Origin of the sequence: Paracoccus sp. (in: a-proteobacteria) (assembly GCF_035556475.1) — a bacterium.
Lineage (GTDB): Bacteria > Pseudomonadota > Alphaproteobacteria > Rhodobacterales > Rhodobacteraceae > Paracoccus.
Genome location: NZ_DATMFA010000110.1, coordinates 35,776 through 54,581, shown reverse-complemented (window position 1 = coordinate 54,581; position 18,806 = coordinate 35,776). Strand labels below are relative to the sequence as shown.

The 18,806-nt window shown below is 66.5% G+C and carries 21 protein-coding genes and 1 tRNA gene; 17 read left to right on the top strand and 5 right to left on the bottom strand.

Translation table 11 applies throughout. The features are described from left to right. Window positions 1–7: 7 nt before the first annotated feature. Window positions 8–1,438 carry a HAMP domain-containing sensor histidine kinase gene (locus tag VNQ78_RS15620; RefSeq protein ID WP_325691414.1) on the bottom strand — a complete coding sequence of 477 codons (1,431 nt, stop codon included), beginning with the start codon at window positions 1,436–1,438 and terminating at the stop codon, window positions 8–10. A gap of 241 nt (window positions 1,439–1,679) precedes the next feature. Here VNQ78_RS15620 and rpmH point away from each other — a divergent pair, with 241 nt between their 5' ends. The 10 genes from rpmH (at window position 1,680) to VNQ78_RS15570 (ending at window position 9,564) form a co-directional block, all read left to right on the top strand. Beyond that, the gene (gene rpmH, locus VNQ78_RS15615; protein ID WP_017998233.1) at window positions 1,680–1,817 is read left to right on the top strand and encodes a 50S ribosomal protein L34; all 138 of its coding nucleotides are present in this window, start codon (window positions 1,680–1,682) and stop codon (window positions 1,815–1,817) included. Window positions 1,818–1,847: 30 nt separating this feature from the next. Further along, window positions 1,848–2,315 (top strand): ribonuclease P protein component, encoded by a 468-nt coding sequence (gene rnpA, locus VNQ78_RS15610; RefSeq protein ID WP_325691408.1) that lies wholly within the window; start codon window positions 1,848–1,850, stop codon window positions 2,313–2,315. After that, complete coding sequence (gene yidD, locus VNQ78_RS15605; protein ID WP_325691406.1) at window positions 2,312–2,560, top strand: membrane protein insertion efficiency factor YidD; 249 nt, start codon at window positions 2,312–2,314, stop codon at window positions 2,558–2,560. The genes rnpA and yidD overlap by 4 nt, the downstream gene beginning before the upstream one ends. A gap of 57 nt (window positions 2,561–2,617) precedes the next feature. Further along, window positions 2,618–3,520, top strand: coding sequence for a tRNA 2-thiocytidine(32) synthetase TtcA (ttcA, locus tag VNQ78_RS15600; RefSeq protein WP_325691404.1), 903 nt, complete (start codon window positions 2,618–2,620; stop codon window positions 3,518–3,520). A 62-nt stretch (window positions 3,521–3,582) separates the two neighbouring features. Continuing rightward, window positions 3,583–4,437 carry an EAL domain-containing protein gene (locus VNQ78_RS15595; protein ID WP_325691403.1) on the top strand — a complete coding sequence of 285 codons (855 nt, stop codon included), beginning with the start codon at window positions 3,583–3,585 and terminating at the stop codon, window positions 4,435–4,437. Between the two features lie 217 nt (window positions 4,438–4,654). Beyond that, window positions 4,655–6,556 (top strand): membrane protein insertase YidC, encoded by a 1,902-nt coding sequence (gene yidC / locus VNQ78_RS15590; protein ID WP_325691401.1) that lies wholly within the window; start codon window positions 4,655–4,657, stop codon window positions 6,554–6,556. Then, complete coding sequence (locus tag VNQ78_RS15585) at window positions 6,553–7,317, top strand: MOSC domain-containing protein (RefSeq protein ID WP_325691399.1); 765 nt, start codon at window positions 6,553–6,555, stop codon at window positions 7,315–7,317. Before yidC ends, VNQ78_RS15585 begins: the two co-directional genes overlap by 4 nt. Continuing rightward, window positions 7,314–7,964 carry a ribosome biogenesis GTP-binding protein YihA/YsxC gene (yihA, locus tag VNQ78_RS15580; RefSeq protein WP_325691397.1) on the top strand — a complete coding sequence of 217 codons (651 nt, stop codon included), beginning with the start codon at window positions 7,314–7,316 and terminating at the stop codon, window positions 7,962–7,964. The genes VNQ78_RS15585 and yihA overlap by 4 nt, the downstream gene beginning before the upstream one ends. 93 nt (window positions 7,965–8,057) lie before the next feature. Then, the gene (argB, locus tag VNQ78_RS15575; protein WP_325691610.1) at window positions 8,058–8,957 is read left to right on the top strand and encodes an acetylglutamate kinase; all 900 of its coding nucleotides are present in this window, start codon (window positions 8,058–8,060) and stop codon (window positions 8,955–8,957) included. An 88-nt stretch (window positions 8,958–9,045) separates the two neighbouring features. Further along, window positions 9,046–9,564 carry a histidine phosphatase family protein gene (locus tag VNQ78_RS15570; RefSeq protein WP_325691395.1) on the top strand — a complete coding sequence of 173 codons (519 nt, stop codon included), beginning with the start codon at window positions 9,046–9,048 and terminating at the stop codon, window positions 9,562–9,564. Window positions 9,565–9,997: 433 nt separating this feature from the next. On the opposite strand, the gene VNQ78_RS15565 is transcribed toward VNQ78_RS15570, so the two are convergent. Together VNQ78_RS15565 and gltX are read right to left on the bottom strand one after the other, a co-directional pair. Beyond that, window positions 9,998–10,074, bottom strand: a tRNA-Met gene (locus VNQ78_RS15565). Window positions 10,075–10,276: 202 nt separating this feature from the next. Next, window positions 10,277–11,602, bottom strand: a complete 1,326-nt coding sequence (gene gltX / locus VNQ78_RS15560) for a glutamate--tRNA ligase (RefSeq protein ID WP_325691393.1) — start codon at window positions 11,600–11,602, stop codon at window positions 10,277–10,279. Window positions 11,603–11,680: 78 nt separating this feature from the next. On the opposite strand from gltX, the gene VNQ78_RS15555 reads away from it, so the two are divergent. The 6 genes from VNQ78_RS15555 (at window position 11,681) to VNQ78_RS15530 (ending at window position 16,614) form a co-directional block, all read left to right on the top strand. Further along, a complete protein-coding gene (locus tag VNQ78_RS15555; protein ID WP_325691391.1) occupies window positions 11,681–12,088 on the top strand; it encodes a metallopeptidase family protein in 408 nt (135 codons plus the stop codon). Between the two features lie 85 nt (window positions 12,089–12,173). Beyond that, the gene (locus VNQ78_RS15550) at window positions 12,174–12,602 is read left to right on the top strand and encodes a hypothetical protein (RefSeq protein WP_325691388.1); all 429 of its coding nucleotides are present in this window, start codon (window positions 12,174–12,176) and stop codon (window positions 12,600–12,602) included. A gap of 60 nt (window positions 12,603–12,662) precedes the next feature. Then, window positions 12,663–13,625, top strand: coding sequence for a copper chaperone PCu(A)C (locus VNQ78_RS15545; protein ID WP_325691386.1), 963 nt, complete (start codon window positions 12,663–12,665; stop codon window positions 13,623–13,625). Further along, the gene (locus VNQ78_RS15540) at window positions 13,612–14,229 is read left to right on the top strand and encodes an SCO family protein (protein ID WP_325691384.1); all 618 of its coding nucleotides are present in this window, start codon (window positions 13,612–13,614) and stop codon (window positions 14,227–14,229) included. The genes VNQ78_RS15545 and VNQ78_RS15540 overlap by 14 nt, the downstream gene beginning before the upstream one ends. 326 nt (window positions 14,230–14,555) lie before the next feature. After that, window positions 14,556–15,845 (top strand): sorbosone dehydrogenase family protein, encoded by a 1,290-nt coding sequence (locus VNQ78_RS15535; protein WP_325691382.1) that lies wholly within the window; start codon window positions 14,556–14,558, stop codon window positions 15,843–15,845. A 76-nt stretch (window positions 15,846–15,921) separates the two neighbouring features. Next, complete coding sequence (locus VNQ78_RS15530) at window positions 15,922–16,614, top strand: DNA alkylation repair protein (protein ID WP_325691380.1); 693 nt, start codon at window positions 15,922–15,924, stop codon at window positions 16,612–16,614. Here the strand turns inward: VNQ78_RS15530 and VNQ78_RS15525 are convergent. Next, the gene (locus VNQ78_RS15525) at window positions 16,602–17,135 is read right to left on the bottom strand and encodes a hypothetical protein (protein WP_325691378.1); all 534 of its coding nucleotides are present in this window, start codon (window positions 17,133–17,135) and stop codon (window positions 16,602–16,604) included. The two genes, VNQ78_RS15530 and VNQ78_RS15525, sit on opposite strands and share 13 nt — an antisense overlap. Before the next feature lie 155 nt (window positions 17,136–17,290). Here VNQ78_RS15525 and moaA point away from each other — a divergent pair, with 155 nt between their 5' ends. Then, on the top strand, window positions 17,291–18,298 hold the full coding sequence (moaA, locus tag VNQ78_RS15520; protein ID WP_325691608.1) for a GTP 3',8-cyclase MoaA: 1,008 nt from the start codon (window positions 17,291–17,293) through the stop codon (window positions 18,296–18,298). On the opposite strand, the gene VNQ78_RS15515 is transcribed toward moaA, so the two are convergent. Next, window positions 18,295–18,768, bottom strand: coding sequence for a molybdopterin-dependent oxidoreductase (locus VNQ78_RS15515; protein ID WP_325691376.1), 474 nt, complete (start codon window positions 18,766–18,768; stop codon window positions 18,295–18,297). The two genes, moaA and VNQ78_RS15515, sit on opposite strands and share 4 nt — an antisense overlap. Between the last annotated feature and the right edge of the window lie 38 nt (window positions 18,769–18,806).

Below are 18,806 nucleotides of genomic sequence, written 5' to 3'. Positions count from 1 at the left end.
CCACAGCCTATCCGGCCACGGCTTCCGGCATGACCGAGACCCCGGCGAGTTCCCGCGGCAGGTGCAGGCAGAACTGGCTGCCATCCTCGTCGCTGCGCAGAAGCTCCAGCCGCCCGCCGTGATTGCGCACGAGGTCGGCGGCGATGGCGAGGCCAAGGCCGGTGCCGCCCTTGCGCGAGCCGCCCGAGAAGGGCTGGAACAGATAGTCGCGCGCCCTTTGCGGCAGGCCGGGGCCGGTATCGCCGACGCGGATGAACCATTCGGCCTCGTCCTCGCCTGCGCCGATCTCGATGGTGCCGGGGCGGCGTGTCGCCTCGATCGCCTGCCGCGCATTGCGCACGAGGTTCGAGAGCACCCGGAAAAGCTGGTCGCGATCGGCGCGGATCATCAGGCCCGGCGGCACGTCGGTCAGGAATTCGATCGGCTCGGCCCCGTTGATCCGGTCGGCGGCCATCGCTTCGGCCTCCGTCACCTCGGCGACGAGGCTCGAGAGGTTGAACCGCGAGAGCGAGGGGGCCGGCTCCTCGGCCTTGCCGAAGGCCAGCGTCGTCTCGCACAGGTTCACCGCGCGGCTGATCGAATTGACCAGCTTCGGCGCGGCGCGGCGCACGGCGGGATCCTCGCTGGTCTCCAGCCGGTCGGCGAAGATCTGGGCGGTGGTCAGGATATTGCGCAGGTCGTGGCTGATCCGCGCCACCGCCTGCCCAAGCTGGGCAAGGCGCGCCTTCTGCTTCAGGGCCGAGGTCACGGTGCGCTGCATCGCCGCCAGCGCCGCCTCGGCCTCGTTCAGCTCCGCGAGCCGCGCGGTCGGCGTGATGATCGAGCGCGCGTCCTCGGGCGCGTTGGCATAGGCGGTCATGTGGTTGATGACCCGGCGAATCGGCACCAGCAGCATCCGCTGGGCGGCGACGTTCAGCAAAAGCGCGGTCAGGATCGAGAAGGCGGCCGAGATCAGCAGCAGGCGCAGGCCATAGTCGATCATCTCGCGCCGCAGGCGCTGGGTGTCCATCGTGATCTCGATCAGCTGCCCGGCCTGGTTCACCGGCGCGCCGATGATGCGGATCACCCGGTTCTGTGGGTCCAGCAGTTGCGCCACCGCATCGCGGGCCGAGGTCCAGAACGGCTGCTCGCGCAGGTCATAGGTCGCCGCGATCGGGCCGGGAATCGGCGAGGACAGCACAAGCTGGCGCACATCATTGCGGCGCAGCACGACGTTGAAGACGCCCGCATTCTCCAGCAACTCGGATTCGAGGTCCGAGGCGAGCGACTCGTCGGTCGCAAGCAGGGCAAGACTGGCAATCTGCGCCCGTTCGAGGCGCGATTCCAGGAAGTCCAGGCGATAGTTCGCAAGTGACGGCAGCAGGATCAGCAATTCGGCCAGCAGCACGAAGATCCCGGTCAGAAGCGCGAATCGCCCGGAAAGGGTATTCAGGGACATGTTAACCTTTTGTATTCCACCCTAGTCCGCGGCGTAGGCGGTGCAGCATCAGTTGCATCGCTTCCGTTCAAACATGCGTGAGGGCGTGCTGGTTCCCCATGACTCCTTGCCGTGGTGATTTATCGGCATTGAGGTTGACTTGGCCTCGGGCTGCGACTATGCACCGGGCCTCGAATAGACCGGCGCGTCTTGCGTGGGCGGCTTGCCCATACCCTGACACGCCCTGACCCGGAGTTACAAGATGTCGAAACGCACCTACCAGCCGTCGAACCTGGTTCGCGCCCGCCGTCACGGCTTCCGCGCGCGCATGGCGACCAAAGGCGGCCGCCGCGTGCTGAACGCGCGCCGCGCCAAGGGCCGCAAGTCGCTCAGCGCGTAAGCCTCGCGCCGAAAGGCGTGGGCGGACGAGATGGAGCGTGCAGCCGAAAGCGCCGCCGCTGACCGGAACGCCCCCGTGGGGCAACCGGTCGGGGCGGCTTCCGGCATTTCCGGGGGCGCGAAACCCCCGAAGCCGGAGATCCTGCGCAAGCGGGCGGATTTTCTGCGCGCAGCCTCGGCCCGCCGTCATGGCGCGCCGGGTTTTCTGCTGCAGGCCCGCCGTCGCGGCGAAAGCGAGCCGCAGGATATCATCCGCATCGGCTTCACCTGTTCCAAGAAGATCGGCAATGCCGTTGCCCGCAACCGCGCCAAGCGCCGGCTGCGCGCCTTGGCGCGTGACATCCTGCCGGGTCGGGCGCAGGCTGGCTGGGACTATGTGCTGGTCGGCCGCCCCGGAGCGACAATCGAGCGTGACTTCGCCGCGCTCCGTCAGGATCTCGAACAGGCGCTGGACCGCATCCATTCCGATCCCCGCGCCGAACGCCGGGGCGGGCGATGAGCCCGCTGGCGCGGATCGTCGCCCTGCCGGTCCGTGCCTATCGGCTGGTCGCAAGCCCCTGGGTCGGCCATGCCTGCCGCTTCCAGCCGACCTGCTCGGCCTATGCGCTCGAGGCGCTGGAGCGGCATGGCGCATTGCGCGGCAGCCTGCTGACCCTGAGAAGGCTTTCCCGGTGTCACCCCTGGGGCGGGCAGGGGTTTGACCCGGTGCCGGGAGCCGGGGACGAGGCGGAAGGCCGGGACTGACGCCCCTGCGTCATCCGTGATATGAACCTGCGCGACAGCGCCAATCAGGACCGACCGATGCGGGACGAAATCGACAGCCATGACGACGCCGAAGGCGAAGAGATCCACCCGCTTTTCCGCGGCGCGCCCTCTTCGACCGAGTTTCGCAAGCTGAGGAAGCGCCTCGTGCGCGAGACCCGCGCCGCGATCGAGACCTATGACATGATCCGACCCGGCGACCGCTGGCTGGTCTGCCTCTCGGGCGGCAAGGACAGCTATACGCTGCTTGCCGTCCTGCATGAGCTGCAATGGCGCGGCCTGCTGCCGGTCGAGCTGCTGGCCTGCAACCTCGATCAGGGCCAGCCGGGCTTTCCCGCCACCGTGCTGCCCGAGTTTCTGACCGAGCGTCAGGTGCCGCATCGCATCGAATATCAGGACACCTATTCCATCGTGAAGGAGAAGGTGCCCGAGGGCCGGACCTATTGCGCCCTCTGCTCGCGCCTGCGCCGCGGCAACCTCTACCGCATCGCGCGCGAGGAGGGGTGTTCGGCGGTGGTTCTTGGCCATCACCGCGACGACATCCTCGAGACTTTCTTCATGAACCTCTTCCACGGCGGAAGGCTGGCCTCGATGCCGCCGAAGCTGCTGAACGAGGAGGGCGACCTGAACGTGCTGCGCCCGCTGGCTTTCATCGCCGAGGCGGATTGCGAGCGTTTTGCCCGCGCCATGAACTATCCGGTCATTCCCTGCGACCTCTGCGGCAGTCAGGAGGGCCTGCAGCGGATGCAGGTCAAGAAGCTGCTGGACGAATGGGAAACGCGCGCGCCCGGTCGCCGCAACGTGATGTTCCGGGCGCTGATGAACGTGCGCCCCTCGCATCTGCCGGACCCGAAGCTGTTCGACTTCACCTCGCTGATCCCGAATGCCTCGGATTTTAGCGAAAAACCCGCTTCCGAAGTCCCGCTTCTCAGGGAACGTTAAGCGAACGGGAACCTTCCGGCGTCTAGCCTCGTCCCCGGAAACGGCAGAATCGGGGCTGGGCATTGGCTTATATCAGGACAGGGCTGGCGCGGTTGCGGCGGCATTGGCATGGCGGCAGGGACGCAGAACCTGCCGAGGGGGCAGAGGGGCTGCGCCCCGATCAACTGCGGCTTGCCTTCCTGCCGCAGCTTGGCTGCGACACCGGGCGCGTGACCGGCTTGCGGATGGTGATGGGCTTTGATCCTCCGGGGGCGGGCACGCTTGACGAGATGCAGGCAGAGCATTCCGGCGACCTGCTGGCCCGCAGCATCATGGCCGGCTTCCGGCTTGCCTTGGTGGACCTGCGGCGCTGGGACCGGCTGGGCGTCGGCCCCGCCATCCTGACCCTGCCGCTTTCCCATCAGGCGCTTGCTGACGGTTTCCTCATGCAGGAGATGCTGTGGGAACTCGACCGCCAGAACATCGAACCCCGGCGGATCGAGGTCGAGTTTCTGGAGCCAGAGGGCGGCGACATCGACCGGCTGCGGGTGGCGGATGGGGTGCTGACGCTCTCACGCGCGGGATGCCGCATCGCGATGGCCGAGTTCGGGAGTGGCGGTGCGCCGACGGAACTGCTGCACGGCCTCGGCGTCTCGCGGGTGCGGATCGGGCGGCGCTTCGTCGAGGATTGCGACCGGAGCGGTGGCCAGCAGCAGATGATCCTCGCCATCCTTGCCCTCGCCCGCCATCTGAACCTCGATACCATCGGGGATGGCGTGACGACAGCCGGAGAGAGGGCGTTCCTCATGCAGATCGGCCTTGGCGCGGTTCAGGGTCCGGGCGTGTTGCCGGCGCTTTCCGGGGCGGCGATCGACGGCATCCTGCTTGGCTCCCCCGGGGTTCGGCCGCCCGCGATCCCGCAACGCAGCGCAGGCTAGGCCACGCCGAGTTTCTTTGCGCCCACGCCCCGAGTCGGTATATGTCGCGGCAAGGCGGGCGGGACCGCGGCATCTGGCGCGTTCGGGACGGCGGAACGATCCGCGAAGGACGCAATGGATTGGCGCGATCCGGCCAAATTCCCTTGACCTTTGGCGGTCGCTTCTGTTGAAGCGGCCCGAACCCGCTGGGTCATGGACGACGAAGGGCTGGACCGGAATGGAAGACAATAATCGCAACCTCATCCTGGCGATGGTGCTTTCGGCCCTCGTCATTCTCGTCTGGTCGTTCTTCTTCGCCCCCGAACCGGCACCACCACCCCCGGCGACCGAGACGGCGCAGAGCCAGACGGTTGACGGACAGGCCGCACCCGCGACGCCGGGCGCGGCCGGGCAGGGCACAACCGCTCCGGCCCTTGCCGGTGCGACCGGAAACCCGAACGATCCCTCGGCCCAGGCCGGGCGTCTGCGGATCGAATCGCCCTCGCTCAAGGGCTCGGTTTCGCTGGCGGGCGGTCGTATCGACGACCTCGAACTGACCGGCTATCACGAGACGCTGGACCCGGATTCGCCCTATGTCCGGCTGCTTTCCCCGACCTCCGGGCTGGAGGTTCAGGCCGAAGGCTCGCCCGTCGCGCCGGGCGGCAATCCCGGCCTTACGGTGCAAAAACCCTATTACGCGGTCTATGGCTGGATGCCCGCCGCCGGCACCGATCCGGCGCTGGTTCCCGGCCCCGCGACGGTCTGGCAGATCGAATCGGGCGATGTCCTGTCGCCCGGCAAGCCCGTCACGCTGCGCTGGGACAATGGCGCAGGCCAGATCTTCCGCCGCACCTATGCGCTGGATGACAAGTTCCTGTTCACGGTCTCGCAGTCGCTGGAAAACACCGGCAGCGCGCCCTTTGCCGCTGCGCCCTATGGCATTCTGGCCCGTCACGGCCGCCCGGACACGCAGAACTACTACGTCCTGCACGAGGGCGCGGTCGGCATGACCGACGGCAAGCTGCTCGAGAAGAAATACAAGGCCATCGCCGAACTGGCCGCGACCGGTGCCGAAGGTCCGGCCCAGCTGGTCGAGGTCAAGGAAAACGGCTGGATCGGCTTCACCGACAAATACTGGATGACGACGCTGGCCCCTGCGCCCGGCTCGGCTTTCACCGCCGTGGTGAAATATGCCCCCGGCGCGGATATTTTCCAGACCGAGGCGCGGATGCCCGTGCAGACCGTCGCCCCCGGCGCGACCGGCACCAGCTCCAGCTATCTTTTCGCCGGCGCGAAGGTGTGGGAGACGATCAACGGCTACCAGCAGGATCCGGGCATCGACCGCTTCGTCGATTCGATCGACTGGGGCTGGTTCTATTTCCTGACGAAGCCGATCTTCCGCATCCTGCACTGGCTGCATGGCTTCATCGGCAATATGGGCTGGTCGATCATCGGCCTGACCTTCATCCTCAAGCTCCTCGTGTTCCCGCTGGCGCGCAAATCCTACATCTCGATGGCGAAGATGAAGGAAATGCAGCCCCAGATGGAGGCGATCAAAGAGCGCACCGGCGACGACCGGATGAAATACCAGAAAGAGGTGATGGAGCTTTACAAGCGCGAGAAGGTGAACCCCGCCGCGGGCTGCCTTCCGGTCTTGCTGCAGATCCCGATCTTCTTCTCGCTCTACAAGGTGATCTTCGTCACCATCGAATTGCGGCACGCGCCCTGGGTCGGCTGGATCCATGACCTTTCGGCACCCGATCCGACCAGCCTGTGGAACCTCTTCGGCATCCTTCCCTGGGCGACGCCGGGTGCGGGCAGCTTCCTGCACAGCTTCACCCTGCCGATCCTGGCCATCGTGCTCGGCATCTCGATGTGGATGCAGCAGAAACTGAACCCCGCCCCCGCCGATCCGGCGCAGAAGATGATCTTCGCGTGGATGCCGTGGATCTTCATGTTCATGCTGGGCGGCTTTGCCTCGGGGCTGGTGCTCTACTGGATCACCAACAACGTCATCACCATCGTCCAGCAATATACGATCATGTCGATGCACGGGCACCGGCCGGACTTCTTCGGCAACATCAAGTCGGGACTGCCAACGCGGCAGAAGAAAGCCGACGACAAGAAGGGCGGGAAATGACCGCGAGGATCGCCAGGATCCGGCGCTATCCGATCAAGTCGATCGGCGGGCAGGACTTGACGCGGGCCGAGCTTTCGGCAGCGCGTCGGCTGCCCGGTGACCGGATATGGGCGATCCTGACCGATGCGGGCGAGCGTCATGCGGGTGACGGCGCTGAGCCGGACCGCTGGCTGCCCAAGTCCTGCTTCCTGCGCGGCGTCGCCGCATCCGGGTTGCAGGCGGTCAAGGGTGGCTGGACCGGCGATGCGCCCGAGGGTGCGATCACGCTGAGCCATCCCGACCTTTCCGCCCTGACCTTCGACCCCGAGACCGAGGGGCAGCGCCTGATCGACTGGGTCGCGCCGCTCTGGCCCGCCGACAAGCCCGCGCCGACCCGTCTGGTCCGCGGACCGACCGGCTGGACCGATGTAAGCCAGCCCTGGCTCTCGATCCTGTCGCTTTCGAGCCTGCGCGACCTCGAGGGGCGGCTGGACCAGCCTCTGGGCGTCGAACGCTGGCGCGCGAATATCTGGGTCGACGGGTGGGAGCCTTTTGCCGAACGCAACCTCGTCGGGCATGTGCTGAATGTGGGCGGGGTCGAGCTGCGCGTGACCGAGATGATCGGCCGCTGCGCCGCGACCAGCGCCAATACCGATACCGGTCAGCTTGACAGCGACATGCCCGCCGCGCTGACCTCGAATTATGGCGACCATTGCTTTGGCGTCTATGCCGAAGTGGTCACGGGCGGCACGATCGCCCTTCAGGACGAGATCCGCGCATGAAGGTTTCCTTTCCCGTCGCACCCGAACCCGATCCCGAAGTCGCCGAGGCGGCGCGCAAGCTGTTCGCGGGTCCGGTCGATTTCCTCAAGGGCGTCGTCGCCATGGACGGCCTGCCCCCGGCCGACCGCCCCGAGGTCTGCTTTGCCGGCCGCTCGAATGTCGGCAAGTCCAGCCTGATCAATGCCCTGACCGGGCGCAACGGCCTTGCCCGCGCCTCGAACACGCCGGGCCGCACGCAGGAGGTGAACTATTTCACCTTGGGCGATAGGGCTTATCTCGTCGACCTGCCGGGCTATGGCTTTGCCAAGGCGCCGGTGGCGGTGGTCGCGAAATGGCAGGCGCTCCTCAAGAACTACCTTGCCGGCCGGCCGACGCTGCGCCGTGCCTTCGCGCTGATCGACGCGCGCCATGGCGTCAAGGATGTCGATCACGAGATCATGCGCCTTCTGGACCGCGCCGCCGTGCCCTTTCAGGTTGTGCTGACCAAGGCCGACAAGATCAGCGCGCAGGAGATGGCCGCCACCGTCGCGCAGGTCGAGGAGGCCTTGCAGAAGCATCCCGCCGCCTATCCCGAACTGGTGCTGACCAGCTCGGACAAGGGGCAGGGGATCGCCACGCTGCGCGCGATCATCGCCGGTCTTGACTAAGGCGTGAAGCCGCTCCGATGGTCTGGACCTTGCCTGGGCTTGGTCCTAGGCTTCGTGCCCGATGAACAGGGGCTCCTGATGAGAAAGCAGAACATGAACCGTGACTGGATCGCCACCGCTCGCACCCTTTCGGAAGCGCTGCCCTATATGCAGCGATATTCCGGCGCGGTCGTGGTGGTGAAGTTCGGCGGCAATGCGATGGGCGATGACGAGGCGATGGCCGAGTTTGCCCGCGACATCGTGCTGATGAAGCAGGTCGGCATCCATCCGGTCGTGGTCCATGGCGGCGGCCCCATGATCAACGAGCTTCTGGGCAAGCTGGGCATCGAAAGCAGCTTCGTGCGCGGCAAGCGCGTCACCACCCGCGAAACCGTCGAGGTGGTCGAGATGGTGCTGTCGGGCCTCGTCAACAAGCGCATCGTTCAGGCGATCAACGACGCCGGAGGCCGCGCCGTCGGCATCTCGGGCAAGGATGACGACCTGATGGTCTGCGAGGCGGACGACCCGGAGCTTGGCTTCGTCGGCCGCCCGGTCGAGATGAACGTGCAGATCATCCGCGACCTCTACAATGCCGGCCTGATCCCGGTGATCGCGCCCGTCGCGACCGGGATGGAGGATAACGAGACCTTCAACGTGAACGGCGACACGGCCGCCGGGGCGATCGCCGGGGCGCTCAAGGCCGACCGGCTGCTGTTGCTGACCGATGTTGCGGGCGTCAAGAATGCCTCGGGCGAGATCGTGACCGCGATGCATCCCGATCAGGTGCGCGCGATGATCGCCGATGGCACGATCGCGGGCGGCATGATCCCCAAGACCGAGACCGCGCTGAAGGCGGTGGAGGAGGGCGTGCGCGCCGTCGTGATCCTCGACGGTCGGGTTCCGAACGCCGCGCTGCTGGAGCTTTTCACCGAACATGGCGCCGGATCGCTGATCCGCACGACCGAGCCGCGGGTGAAGCCGCGCGGCTTGCGGCAGGGCGGCGACGAACTCTGAACCCCCGCGCCTGAAACGAGTTCTTGCCCGTCCCGCGAAAGCTGTGGCAGGCTCGGCCCCATCTACCCCTGTCCGCAAAGGCGAATGCATGACTCCGCTTGGTTATCGCCGGTTGATCCTGACACGTCATGCCAAGTCGTCCTGGGACGATCCGGCGCAAGATGACCACGACCGGCCGCTGAACGATCGCGGCCGACGTTCGGCCCGTGAGCTGGGGGACTGGCTTGCCAGCCGGGGCTATGAGCCCGAGGAGGTGCTGTGCTCGACCTCGGTGCGCACGCGCGAGACCTGGGAGCTGGTGGCGGGGGCGGCGCTGGAAGTGCTGCCCAATGTCCGCTACGAGCCGGCCCTTTACCACGCGACGCCCGAGGAGATGCTTGCCATCCTGCGCACGGCCACGGCGCAGACCGTGATGATGCTTGGCCACAATCCCGGCATCGCCAAGTTCGCCGCCGAATTGCCGGCGCGCCCGCCGCTCGACCCCGAGTTCCGCAGTTATCCGACGGCGGCGACGCTGGTTGTCGATTTCCAGATCGACGACTGGTCCGAGGTCAGACCGGGGCAGGGCAGCGTGCTCGATTTCGTCCGGCTGGACGGCCGCGCCTGACGGGGGGGCGGGCTTACCCTGTCCCTGACACCAGATCCCGACCGATCAACCTGCCGGTCTCGGCCTTCGCAGAGAGCGGATACCGCCGGTCCTCGACGCTCATCGCGGGCAGGCTGGCATCGCTTTCAAGCGGGCGGGTCACCTGTTTCGGGATAGCTCTCCGGCGCGGAGCGACAGAGAAACTCCCAACAGGGTGGTCCCGCAGAAATGTCGGGAGAGCGGTCGCCCTGCCTTCTGCATGCCGATGATCGGTCGACGGGCTTCTGCTGCCCCGAGGCTACCTTTCGCGCTGTTTCCCGCGCGTAGGTTGCGATGGCAATGCCTTCCAAAGACACGCAGCCGTCACAGGTGAGGCTGAACGAAAAAGATGGTGCTGCGAGGATGGAAAATCACCGGAACGATGCGCCCCGCATGGGGGGGTTCCAGGATTAAATGGTAGCGGAGGAGGGATTTGAACCCCCGACACAAGGATTATGATTCCTCTGCTCTAACCAGCTGAGCTACTCCGCCACGGGTGCGGGGTAACTACGGCGAGTGGCGGGTGGCGTCAAGGGCGTTCGGCGAGATTTTTTGCCTTTTCCCACCGATTTTCAACTGCGCAGCCGGGCGTCGTGAAATGCCCGGTCCCAAGCCTCGCCGCGAAATGGAAAACGGGGTGGCCGCATCCGCAACCACCCCGTCCATGTTTCTGAAAACGCTTGCGAAACGCGCTCTATCCCCGGGCGCGGACGACCTGCAGGAGCGGCATTACGTCGGACATGTCCGGGCCATGCGCCTGGCCGGTCAGAGCCTTCCTCAGCGGCATGAACAGGCCCTTGCCCTTGCGGCCGGTGGCTTCCTTCACCGCGGCGGTGAATTCGCCCCATGTCGCATCCGTATAGGGCGGCGGGGGCAGCAGCTTCATGGCCTCGGCGATGAAGGCCTCGTCCTCGGGGTCGATCTGCGGCTCGGCCCCTTTCGAGAAGATCTCCCACCAGCCGGCCAGATCATCCAGCTTGGTGATGTTCTGGGACGCCACGCGCCAGAAACGCTCGGCCTGATCGGCCGGGACGCCAAGCGCCGCGATGCGGTCCTTGACCACCTCGAACGGGCGGTGCTGGTTCGCCTCGCGCGTCAGGGGCCAGAGGTCTTCGGCGTCGAACTTGGTGGGCGAGGCGCCGAATTGCGACAGCTCGAACCCATCCGCCAGCTCGTCCAGCGACATTTTCAGCTCGACCGGCTGCGAGGAGCCGAGGCGGGCCATCAGCGACAGCAGCGCCTCGGGGGCGACGCCGTTCTCGCGCAGGTCCTTGATCGCGAGGACGCCGAGGCGTTTCGACAGCTCCTCGCCCTGTGCGCCGGTCAACAGGCTGTGATGGGCGAAGGCCGGGGGCGTGCCGCCAAGGGCGCGGATGATCTGGATCTGGGTCGCGGTATTCGTCACATGGTCCGCGCCGCGCACGATATGCGTGACGCCCATATCGGTGTCATCGACCGAGCTTGCGAAGGTATAAAGCACCTGCCCGTCGGCGCGGATCAGAACCGGGTCCGAGACGCTGGCCGCGTCGATCGAGATGTCGCCGAGGATGCCGTCCGGCCATTCGATCCGTTCCTGATCCAGCAGGAAACGCCAGTAGCCGTCGCGCCCCTCGGCCCGCAGCTTGGCCACGTCCTCGGCCGAAAGGTTCAGCCCGGCGCGGTCATAGACCGGGGGTTTCCCCATGTTCAGCTGCTTCTTGCGCTTCAGGTCCAGCTCGGTCGGCGTCTCGAACACCTCATAGAGGCGGTTCGCGCCGCGCAGCCCCTCGGCGGCCTCGGCATAGCGGTCGAGGCGGTCGGACTGCCGCTCGATCCGGTCCCAGGTCAGGCCCAGCCATTCCAGATCGCGCTGGATGCCGTCGGCATATTCCTGTTTCGACCTCTCGCGGTCGGTATCGTCCAGCCGCAGGATGAAGGTGCCGCCCGCCTTCCGCGCGATCAGGTAGTTCATCAGCGCGGTGCGGAGGTTCCCGACATGGATATGGCCGGTGGGGGAGGGAGCGAAGCGGGTGGTTGTCATCGGAGGTCTCCTGTCGGCTTCGCTCTTTCACATGTGGCGGTTTTTGTCCATATCGGGGGCCAAAGACGAGGTGCCCCGATGCTGGACTGGAAGAATGCCGAAGCGCCCGACGCGGCGATGATCGAGGAACTGGCGCGCGAGACGATTGCGGGCCTGCCGCCGGAATTCGCCGGCCCCGCCGCGCAGGTGGTGCTGCGGGTCGAGGACTTCGCCTCGGAGGAGTTTCTGGACGAGCTGGAGATCGACGACCCGCTGGAGCTGACCGGCCTCTATGACGGCGTCCCGATGACCGAGAAATCGGCGAGCGACCCCCAGCACTTCCCCGATACCGTCTGGCTGTTCCGCCGCGCCATTCTGGATGAATGGGCGAGCCGGGGGAATATCACGCTGGGTGCGCTGGTCGCGCATGTGGTGGTCCATGAATTCGCGCATCATTTCGGCTGGTCGGATGCCGATATCGCTGCGATCGACCGCTGGTGGGAATAGCGCGCGCCTGCCGCCTGCGACAATCGCCGCACTTTCCCGGCGCCCGGTTTTCTGGCAAATGGCAGTGACCGGGACGGGGAGGGGGATGAGGAACAGGCCGTCAAGCATTGCGAAACCTGCCCTGTGGCGCCTGCCGATGCTGCGGGCGCTGGCGCTTTTGCTGCTCTGGCCGTTCATCAGCTTCTCGCTGATCCAGCCCGGAACCATGCCGGCCAGCGACGGGCATGGCCGGGTGACGATGATCCTTTGCGGCAGCGATGCTCCGGTCGAGATGGCGGTCGCGCCGGACGGGACGGTAACGCCCCTGCCGGATCAGCATGGCAGCTCCGCCCCCTCGCATGACATCTGCGACTGGGCGCCGCATCAGCAGGCGCTGAACGATCCGGGCGATGCCCCGGCGATTGCGCCGAGCCCCGTCGTCCATGCGCTGGCACGCGACCTCGGGTTGCGCGGTCCCCATCCCTCGGCCGCCGCGCTTTCACCCTCGGCAAGGGGTCCGCCCGCATTCCTCTGATCCGTTCGACGAGGGGGCGTCAGCCCGCCTCGGTCCCGTGACATCAGTTGGAATACCCATATGAGACACCCGATTCTCGCCGTCCTGACCGGCGCAACATTCATGCTTTCGGCCCTGCCGGTTCTCGCCCATGCGTCCTTCGAGACATCCGAGGCCCCGGCCGGGTCGACCTTCAAGGCAGTGATCCGCATCGGGCATGGCTGCGACGGCAAGCCCACGCGGGCCTTGCGGGTCAGGATCCCGGACGGCTTCTATGATGCCAAGCCGATGCCCAAGCCCGGCTGGCAGCTCAAGACCGTGACCGGCGACTATGCCCGGCCCTTCGACAATCACGGCACGCAGATGAAACGCGGCGTGCGCGAGATCGTCTGGTCGGGGGGCGAGTTGCCGGATGACTGGTATGACGAATTCACCTTTCGCGGCAGCGTCGGGCCAGAGGTCGTGCCGGGCAGCACGATCTATTTCCCCACCGTGCAGGAATGCGGTGGCAATGCGAAGGAAGCGTGGATCGACGTGACCGGGGCCGAGGGCGCGGCCAATCCCGCCCCCGCCCTGCATGTGACCGAGAAGCGTGCGGAGGGCGGCCATGCCCATCATGCGGCGGCCAAGGCCGAGGAGGTCCGGGTCGGCGATCTCGCGATCACCGATGCCTATTCCCGCGCAACCCCGCCCGGAGCGCCGGTCGGCGGCGGCTATCTGACGGTGACGAATAATGGTCAGGCCGAGGATCGTCTGGTCTCCGCCACGTCTCCGGCAGCGGGTCGGGTCGAGATCCACGACATGGCGATGGAGGGCGAGGTGATGCGGATGCGCAAGCTTGACGATGGCCTGCCGCTGCCCGCGGGCGAGGGGGTCGAGATGAAGCCGGGCGGGCTGCACCTGATGCTGATGGACCTCAAGGCCCCGCTGGCCGCGGGGGAGAGCGTGCCGGTGACCCTGACCTTCGAAAAGGCGGGGCAGGTCGAAGTGAATCTTTCTGTCCGCTCGATGAACGCGAAGGAGGCCGAACATGCCCACCACTAAACCCGCCTCGCTGCGGCCGATCCGCATTCTCCTCTGGGTTCTGGTCGCAATCGCGGTGATGGCGCTGGCCTGGTTCCAGCTCATCTCGCCCCGGTTGCAGATGCTGAGCGAAAGCGGCACCGACAATCTCGGGCGCGGCGACTACCGGCTGGTCGCGACGGATGGGTCGGATTTCACGCAGGAGAGCCTGAAGGGGCAGCCGAGCGCCGTCTTCTTCGGTTTCACCCATTGCCCCGACGTCTGCCCCACGACGCTGGGCGAGGTTGCGGGCTGGCAGGAGGAAGTGGCGAAGCAGGGCCAGAACTTGCGCGTCTTCTTCGTCACCGTGGATCCCGAACGCGACACGCCCGAGGTGCTTGGCGACTATGTCTCATGGGTGCCGGGCGTCGTCGGGGTCTCCGGCTCGGTCGAGGAGATGGAGAAGGCCGTCAAGGCCTTCCGCGTCTATGCCCGCAAGGTGCCGGGCGAGGACGGCGACTACACCATGGATCACTCGGCGATGACCCTGCTTTTCGACGCGGAGGGCAATTACTCCGGGCTGATCGGCTATCAGGAAGCGCCCGAGCGGACGAGGGCAAGTCTCGACAAGCTGTTGAAGGGCTGAGGGAAAAACGAAATGCCGGGTCATCGCCCGGCATTTTCATCTGGTCGTAGAATGCATCCTGGCTTGAACTGGCGAAAGGCTGGAACGGGCGGGGATCAAGGGGGAGGCTGGCTGGCGATACGCTGGCTTGCTTTCCTGATCCCGGACTTAGGTGCGCGACCGGGTAGTGTCAAGAAACAACTTTGAAATCAAATAGTTGATATAAAGACTAGGGTTATTTGGGTGGCAAGCCCGACGCCCCGGCCCGGTTTCACGTGGCGGTGGATTGCACCGGCCTTGACGGCCCCCCATCCTTGGCTAGCTTGGCCCAAACCATGGAGGGCGCGATGGATCTGATGGCGAAGGCGACGGCGGCGATAGGCGCGGTGATGGTGGCGCTGAGGCGCAAGGATACGCCACGGGAACAGGCCTTTGGCAGCAGCCCCGCGATCCCGGTGGCGCGCGAGCAGGGCATCATGACGCTGAAGATGCCGACGGCCCGCGGCTGGGAGCCGGGGCACACGCCCACGGCAGCGCCGGGGCTGCGGGTCAATGCCTTCGCGACCGATTTGCATCATCCGCGCTGGATCGAGGTGCTGCCGAATGGCGATGTCCTGGTCGCCGAAGCGATGCAGGCCGACCGCTCGCCGCGATCGCTGATGGATCATGCGATGATCTCGACCATGCGCCGGGCACGCGCGGTGGGCGAGAGCGCGAATCGCGTCACGCTATGGCGGGACGAGGATGGCGACGGCGTGGCCGAGCGGCGCGAGGTCTTTGTCGCGAACCAGAACCAGCCCTTCGGCATGGCTCTGGTCGGGGACACGTTCTACCTCGGCAATACCGACGGGATCGTCGCCTTTCCCTATCAACCGGGCGCGACCAGCCTGTCGGGCGAGGGCAGGCGGCTGGTCGAGTTCAAGCCGGACGGGCATTGGACGCGCAGCCTGATCGCCTCGCCCGATGGCAAGCGGCTTTATGCGGGCGTCGGCTCGCTCAGCAATATCGGCGATAATGGCATGGAGGCAGAGGAAGGGCGGGCCGCGATCTGGGAGCTTGACCTCGAGACCGGGAAGGCGCGGATTTTCGCGGGCGGGCTGCGCAATCCCGTCGGCCTCGCATGGGAGCCCACGACGCAGGCGCTTTGGACCGTGGTGAACGAGCGGGACGGGCTGGGCGACGAGACCCCGCCGGACTACCTGACCTCGGTGCGGGAGGGGGGCTTCTATGGCTGGCCCTATTGCTATTGGGGCAAGACCGTCGATGACCGCGTTCCGCAGGACGCGGCGCTGGTCGCCTCGGCGATCCGGCCCGATTTCGCGTTGGGCGGGCACACCGCGTCGCTGGGCCTGTGCTGGATGCCCGAAGGCACCTTGCCCGGATTCCCCGCCGGCATGGTGATCGGGCAGCACGGATCCTGGAACCGCGCGATTCTCAGCGGCTACAAGCTGATCTTCGTGCCCTTCGCGAATGGCAAGCCCTCGGGTCCGTCGCGCGACATCCTGACCGGCTTTCTGTCCGAGGACGAGAAATTCAGCTATGGCCGCCCGGTCGGTGTCGCGGTGGGACCGGATGGCAAATCGCTGCTGATGGCCGATGATGTCGGCGACGTGCTCTGGCGCGTCAGCGGAGCCTGAGCCGGGAAGCGTTTGACTTTTCCCGCGCGGCGCAATCTTACGCAGGCTCAGGTCACGGCGCGGAAGGACGAGGACGATGGCAGAGCTGGAACAGATTGCGGAACTGCGCGCCCTGGGCGACGAGGCGAAGGCGGCCGAGATGGCCGCCTATCACAAGGCGCCGCGCGTCTATCTGGGCGTCTCGGTTCCTGCGATCGACGAACTTGCGCGCGGCTGGCGGGCGGATCTGGACGTTCCCGGCCGGGTCGCGCTGGCAGCCCGGCTTTGGGAAAGCGACATTCACGAGGGCCGGATCGCCGCCGCGAAGCTTCTGGTTCAGGCCCGCATCCGCCCGGATGAGGAAGCCTGGCGGCTGATCGCGTCCTGGGTGCCGACCTTCGACGCCTGGGCCATTGCGGATCATGCGATGAAGGCGGGTGAGCGCCGGCTGGTCGCCGATCCCTCGCGGCTGGACGAGGTCGAGGCATGGCTCGACCATCCGAATTTCTGGGTGCGCCGCGCCGCGCTGGTGGGCACGCTGCCGTGGACGCATCTGCGCAATCCCAAGCCCGCGGAGCTTGCCCAGCGTGAGCGGATCCTCGGCTGGCTGGAGCGTCTGGCCGATGACCGCGAATCGTTCATCCAGAAGGCGATCGGCTGGTGGCTGCGCGATCTGTCGCGGCACGATCCTGAGCGCGTGCAGCAATGGTTGGAGGCGCATGGTGCGCGGCTGAAGCCCTTTGCCCGGCGCGAGGCGAACCGCTGGCTGAAAAAAGCTCAGCCGTCATAGACCTCGATCTCGGGCAGGTCGGTCAGGCTGACGCCCAGCATCTGCAACGCCGGCAGCGAGACCTGACTGCCGCCGCTGGCCGGCCCGCCCAGCGGAATCAGCCGCACATTCGCCGATTTGCCGGTGGCCGGGTTGACGATGCGGCCATTCGTCTCGGACCCGACCAGTGGCGTCTTGATCCAGAAGCCCGCTTCCGACGGATCGCCCAGCGAGGCGATGGTCACGCCCAGCCTTTGCCCGCGGCCGGAGGGGGCGGCGGCCTGCGCTTTCTCGGCCCGGCTGGTGGTGTCGAGGGCGGCGGCCGATTGCCCGCCCGAAACCCCGATCGTCGATGCCGATACCGTCTTTCCCGAGCTGCGGGGCGCCGTGGCCCCAGCGATTGCGGCGGATTCGGTCGTCACGCCGATATCATCAGCACCGCCGCCCCTTGCGGATTGTTGGCTGCTATCCCCCCTGGTGCAGGCGGCCGCGATGGCAAGGAGGGCGAGGACACCAAGAAGCCGGGAGAATTGCCTGATCATGTTCGGTTCCTTCCTTCCTCATCCGTTGCCGGGGTCGTGGCCAAGGCTAACGCCGCTTTCCGCGCGCTGTCCACCGCAACTCGCCGGTTTGGTTGCTACAGTGTTAACCGCTTGACCGGCTTGTGCTGATCTTCGGACGCTCTTATCTTCGCTGCATGGACGCGCCGGCACCTCTGATCGACCCCTTTGCCCGACCGATCACCTACCTTCGGGTATCGGTCACGGATCGCTGCGATTTTCGCTGCACCTATTGCATGGCCGAGCATATGCAGTTCCTGCCCAAGCGCGACCTGCTGACGCTGGAGGAGCTGGACAGGCTCTGTTCCGCCTTTGTCGGGTTGGGGGTGCGCAAGCTGCGCGTCACCGGGGGCGAGCCGCTGGTGCGCCGCAATATCATGCAGTTCTTCCGCGCCATGTCGCGCCATCTGGGGCAGGGGCTGGACGAGTTGACCCTGACGACGAATGGCAGCCAGCTTGCGCGCTTCGCGGGCGAATTGGCCGAATGCGGCGTGCGGCGGGTCAATGTCTCGCTCGACACGCTGGATGCCGACCGGTTCGCGCAGATCACGCGCTGGGGACGGCTCCAGCAAGTGCTGGAGGGGATCGAGGCCGCCAAGGCCGCCGGGATGCGTGTCAAGATCAACACCGTCGCGCTGAAAGGCTTCAACGAGGACGAGCTGTTCCCGCTGCTGGACTGGTGCGCCGTGAATGACCATGACCTGACCTTCATCGAGGTCATGCCGATGGGCGAGATGGGCGAGGAGCAGCGGCTGGACCAGTATTGGCCGCTTTCGGACCTGCGCCACCGGCTTCAGGAACGCCTGACCCTGACCCCGCTGGCCGAGCGCACGGGCGGCCCCGCGCGATATGTCAGGATCGAGGAGACCGGCCAGAAGGTCGGCTTCATCACCCCGCTGACCCATAATTTCTGCGAAAGCTGCAATCGCGTGCGCGTGACCTGCACGGGCGAATTGTTCATGTGTCTGGGGCAGGAGGACCGGGCCGACCTGCGCGCGCCCCTGCGGGCGGGGCCGGATGACCGCCCCGTGACCGACGCGATCCGCGAGGCGATCACCCGCAAGCCCAAGGGCCACGACTTCGACTATTCCCGCCGCCATGTCACCGGGCAGGTCAGCCGCTTCATGAGCCATACCGGCGGCTAGCGGTAATCCAGCGCCACGATGTCCTTGATGTGCCGGGCGCCGCGGATGTCGCCCGGCACGACCATGCGCAGACCGTCGGGGATCGGTGCGCCATTCAGTTCATAGGCCAGCAGGATCGGGCGCGCGCCGAAATCCGGGGCGATCTCGCCGACCGAGAAGGCGACCTCGTGCCCGTCGCCCGCGCTGACCAGCAGGACATGGCGCAGCGCCGATTTCGGATCCTCGACCAGCCCGCGCGCCGCAAGGATGTCCCAGAGAAGCACGCCCTTGTAGATGCCGGTCTCGATGCCCTTGGAGCTGCGATAGGCCGAGGCGATCTCGGTCGCCGGAAGCGTCGCGAGGCTGCCCGCATCCACGGTTTCCGGCGGTCGGTCGGGCAGGGTGAGGCGCGCGGAATCAGCCGCCAGAACGGGATCGGCGAGAAGGGCTGAAAGCAGGATGGGGATGATTCGATATGTTTTTGCGAGCATATCGAAAACCTAGCATCGGCCTCCCCATCCGGCAAAGC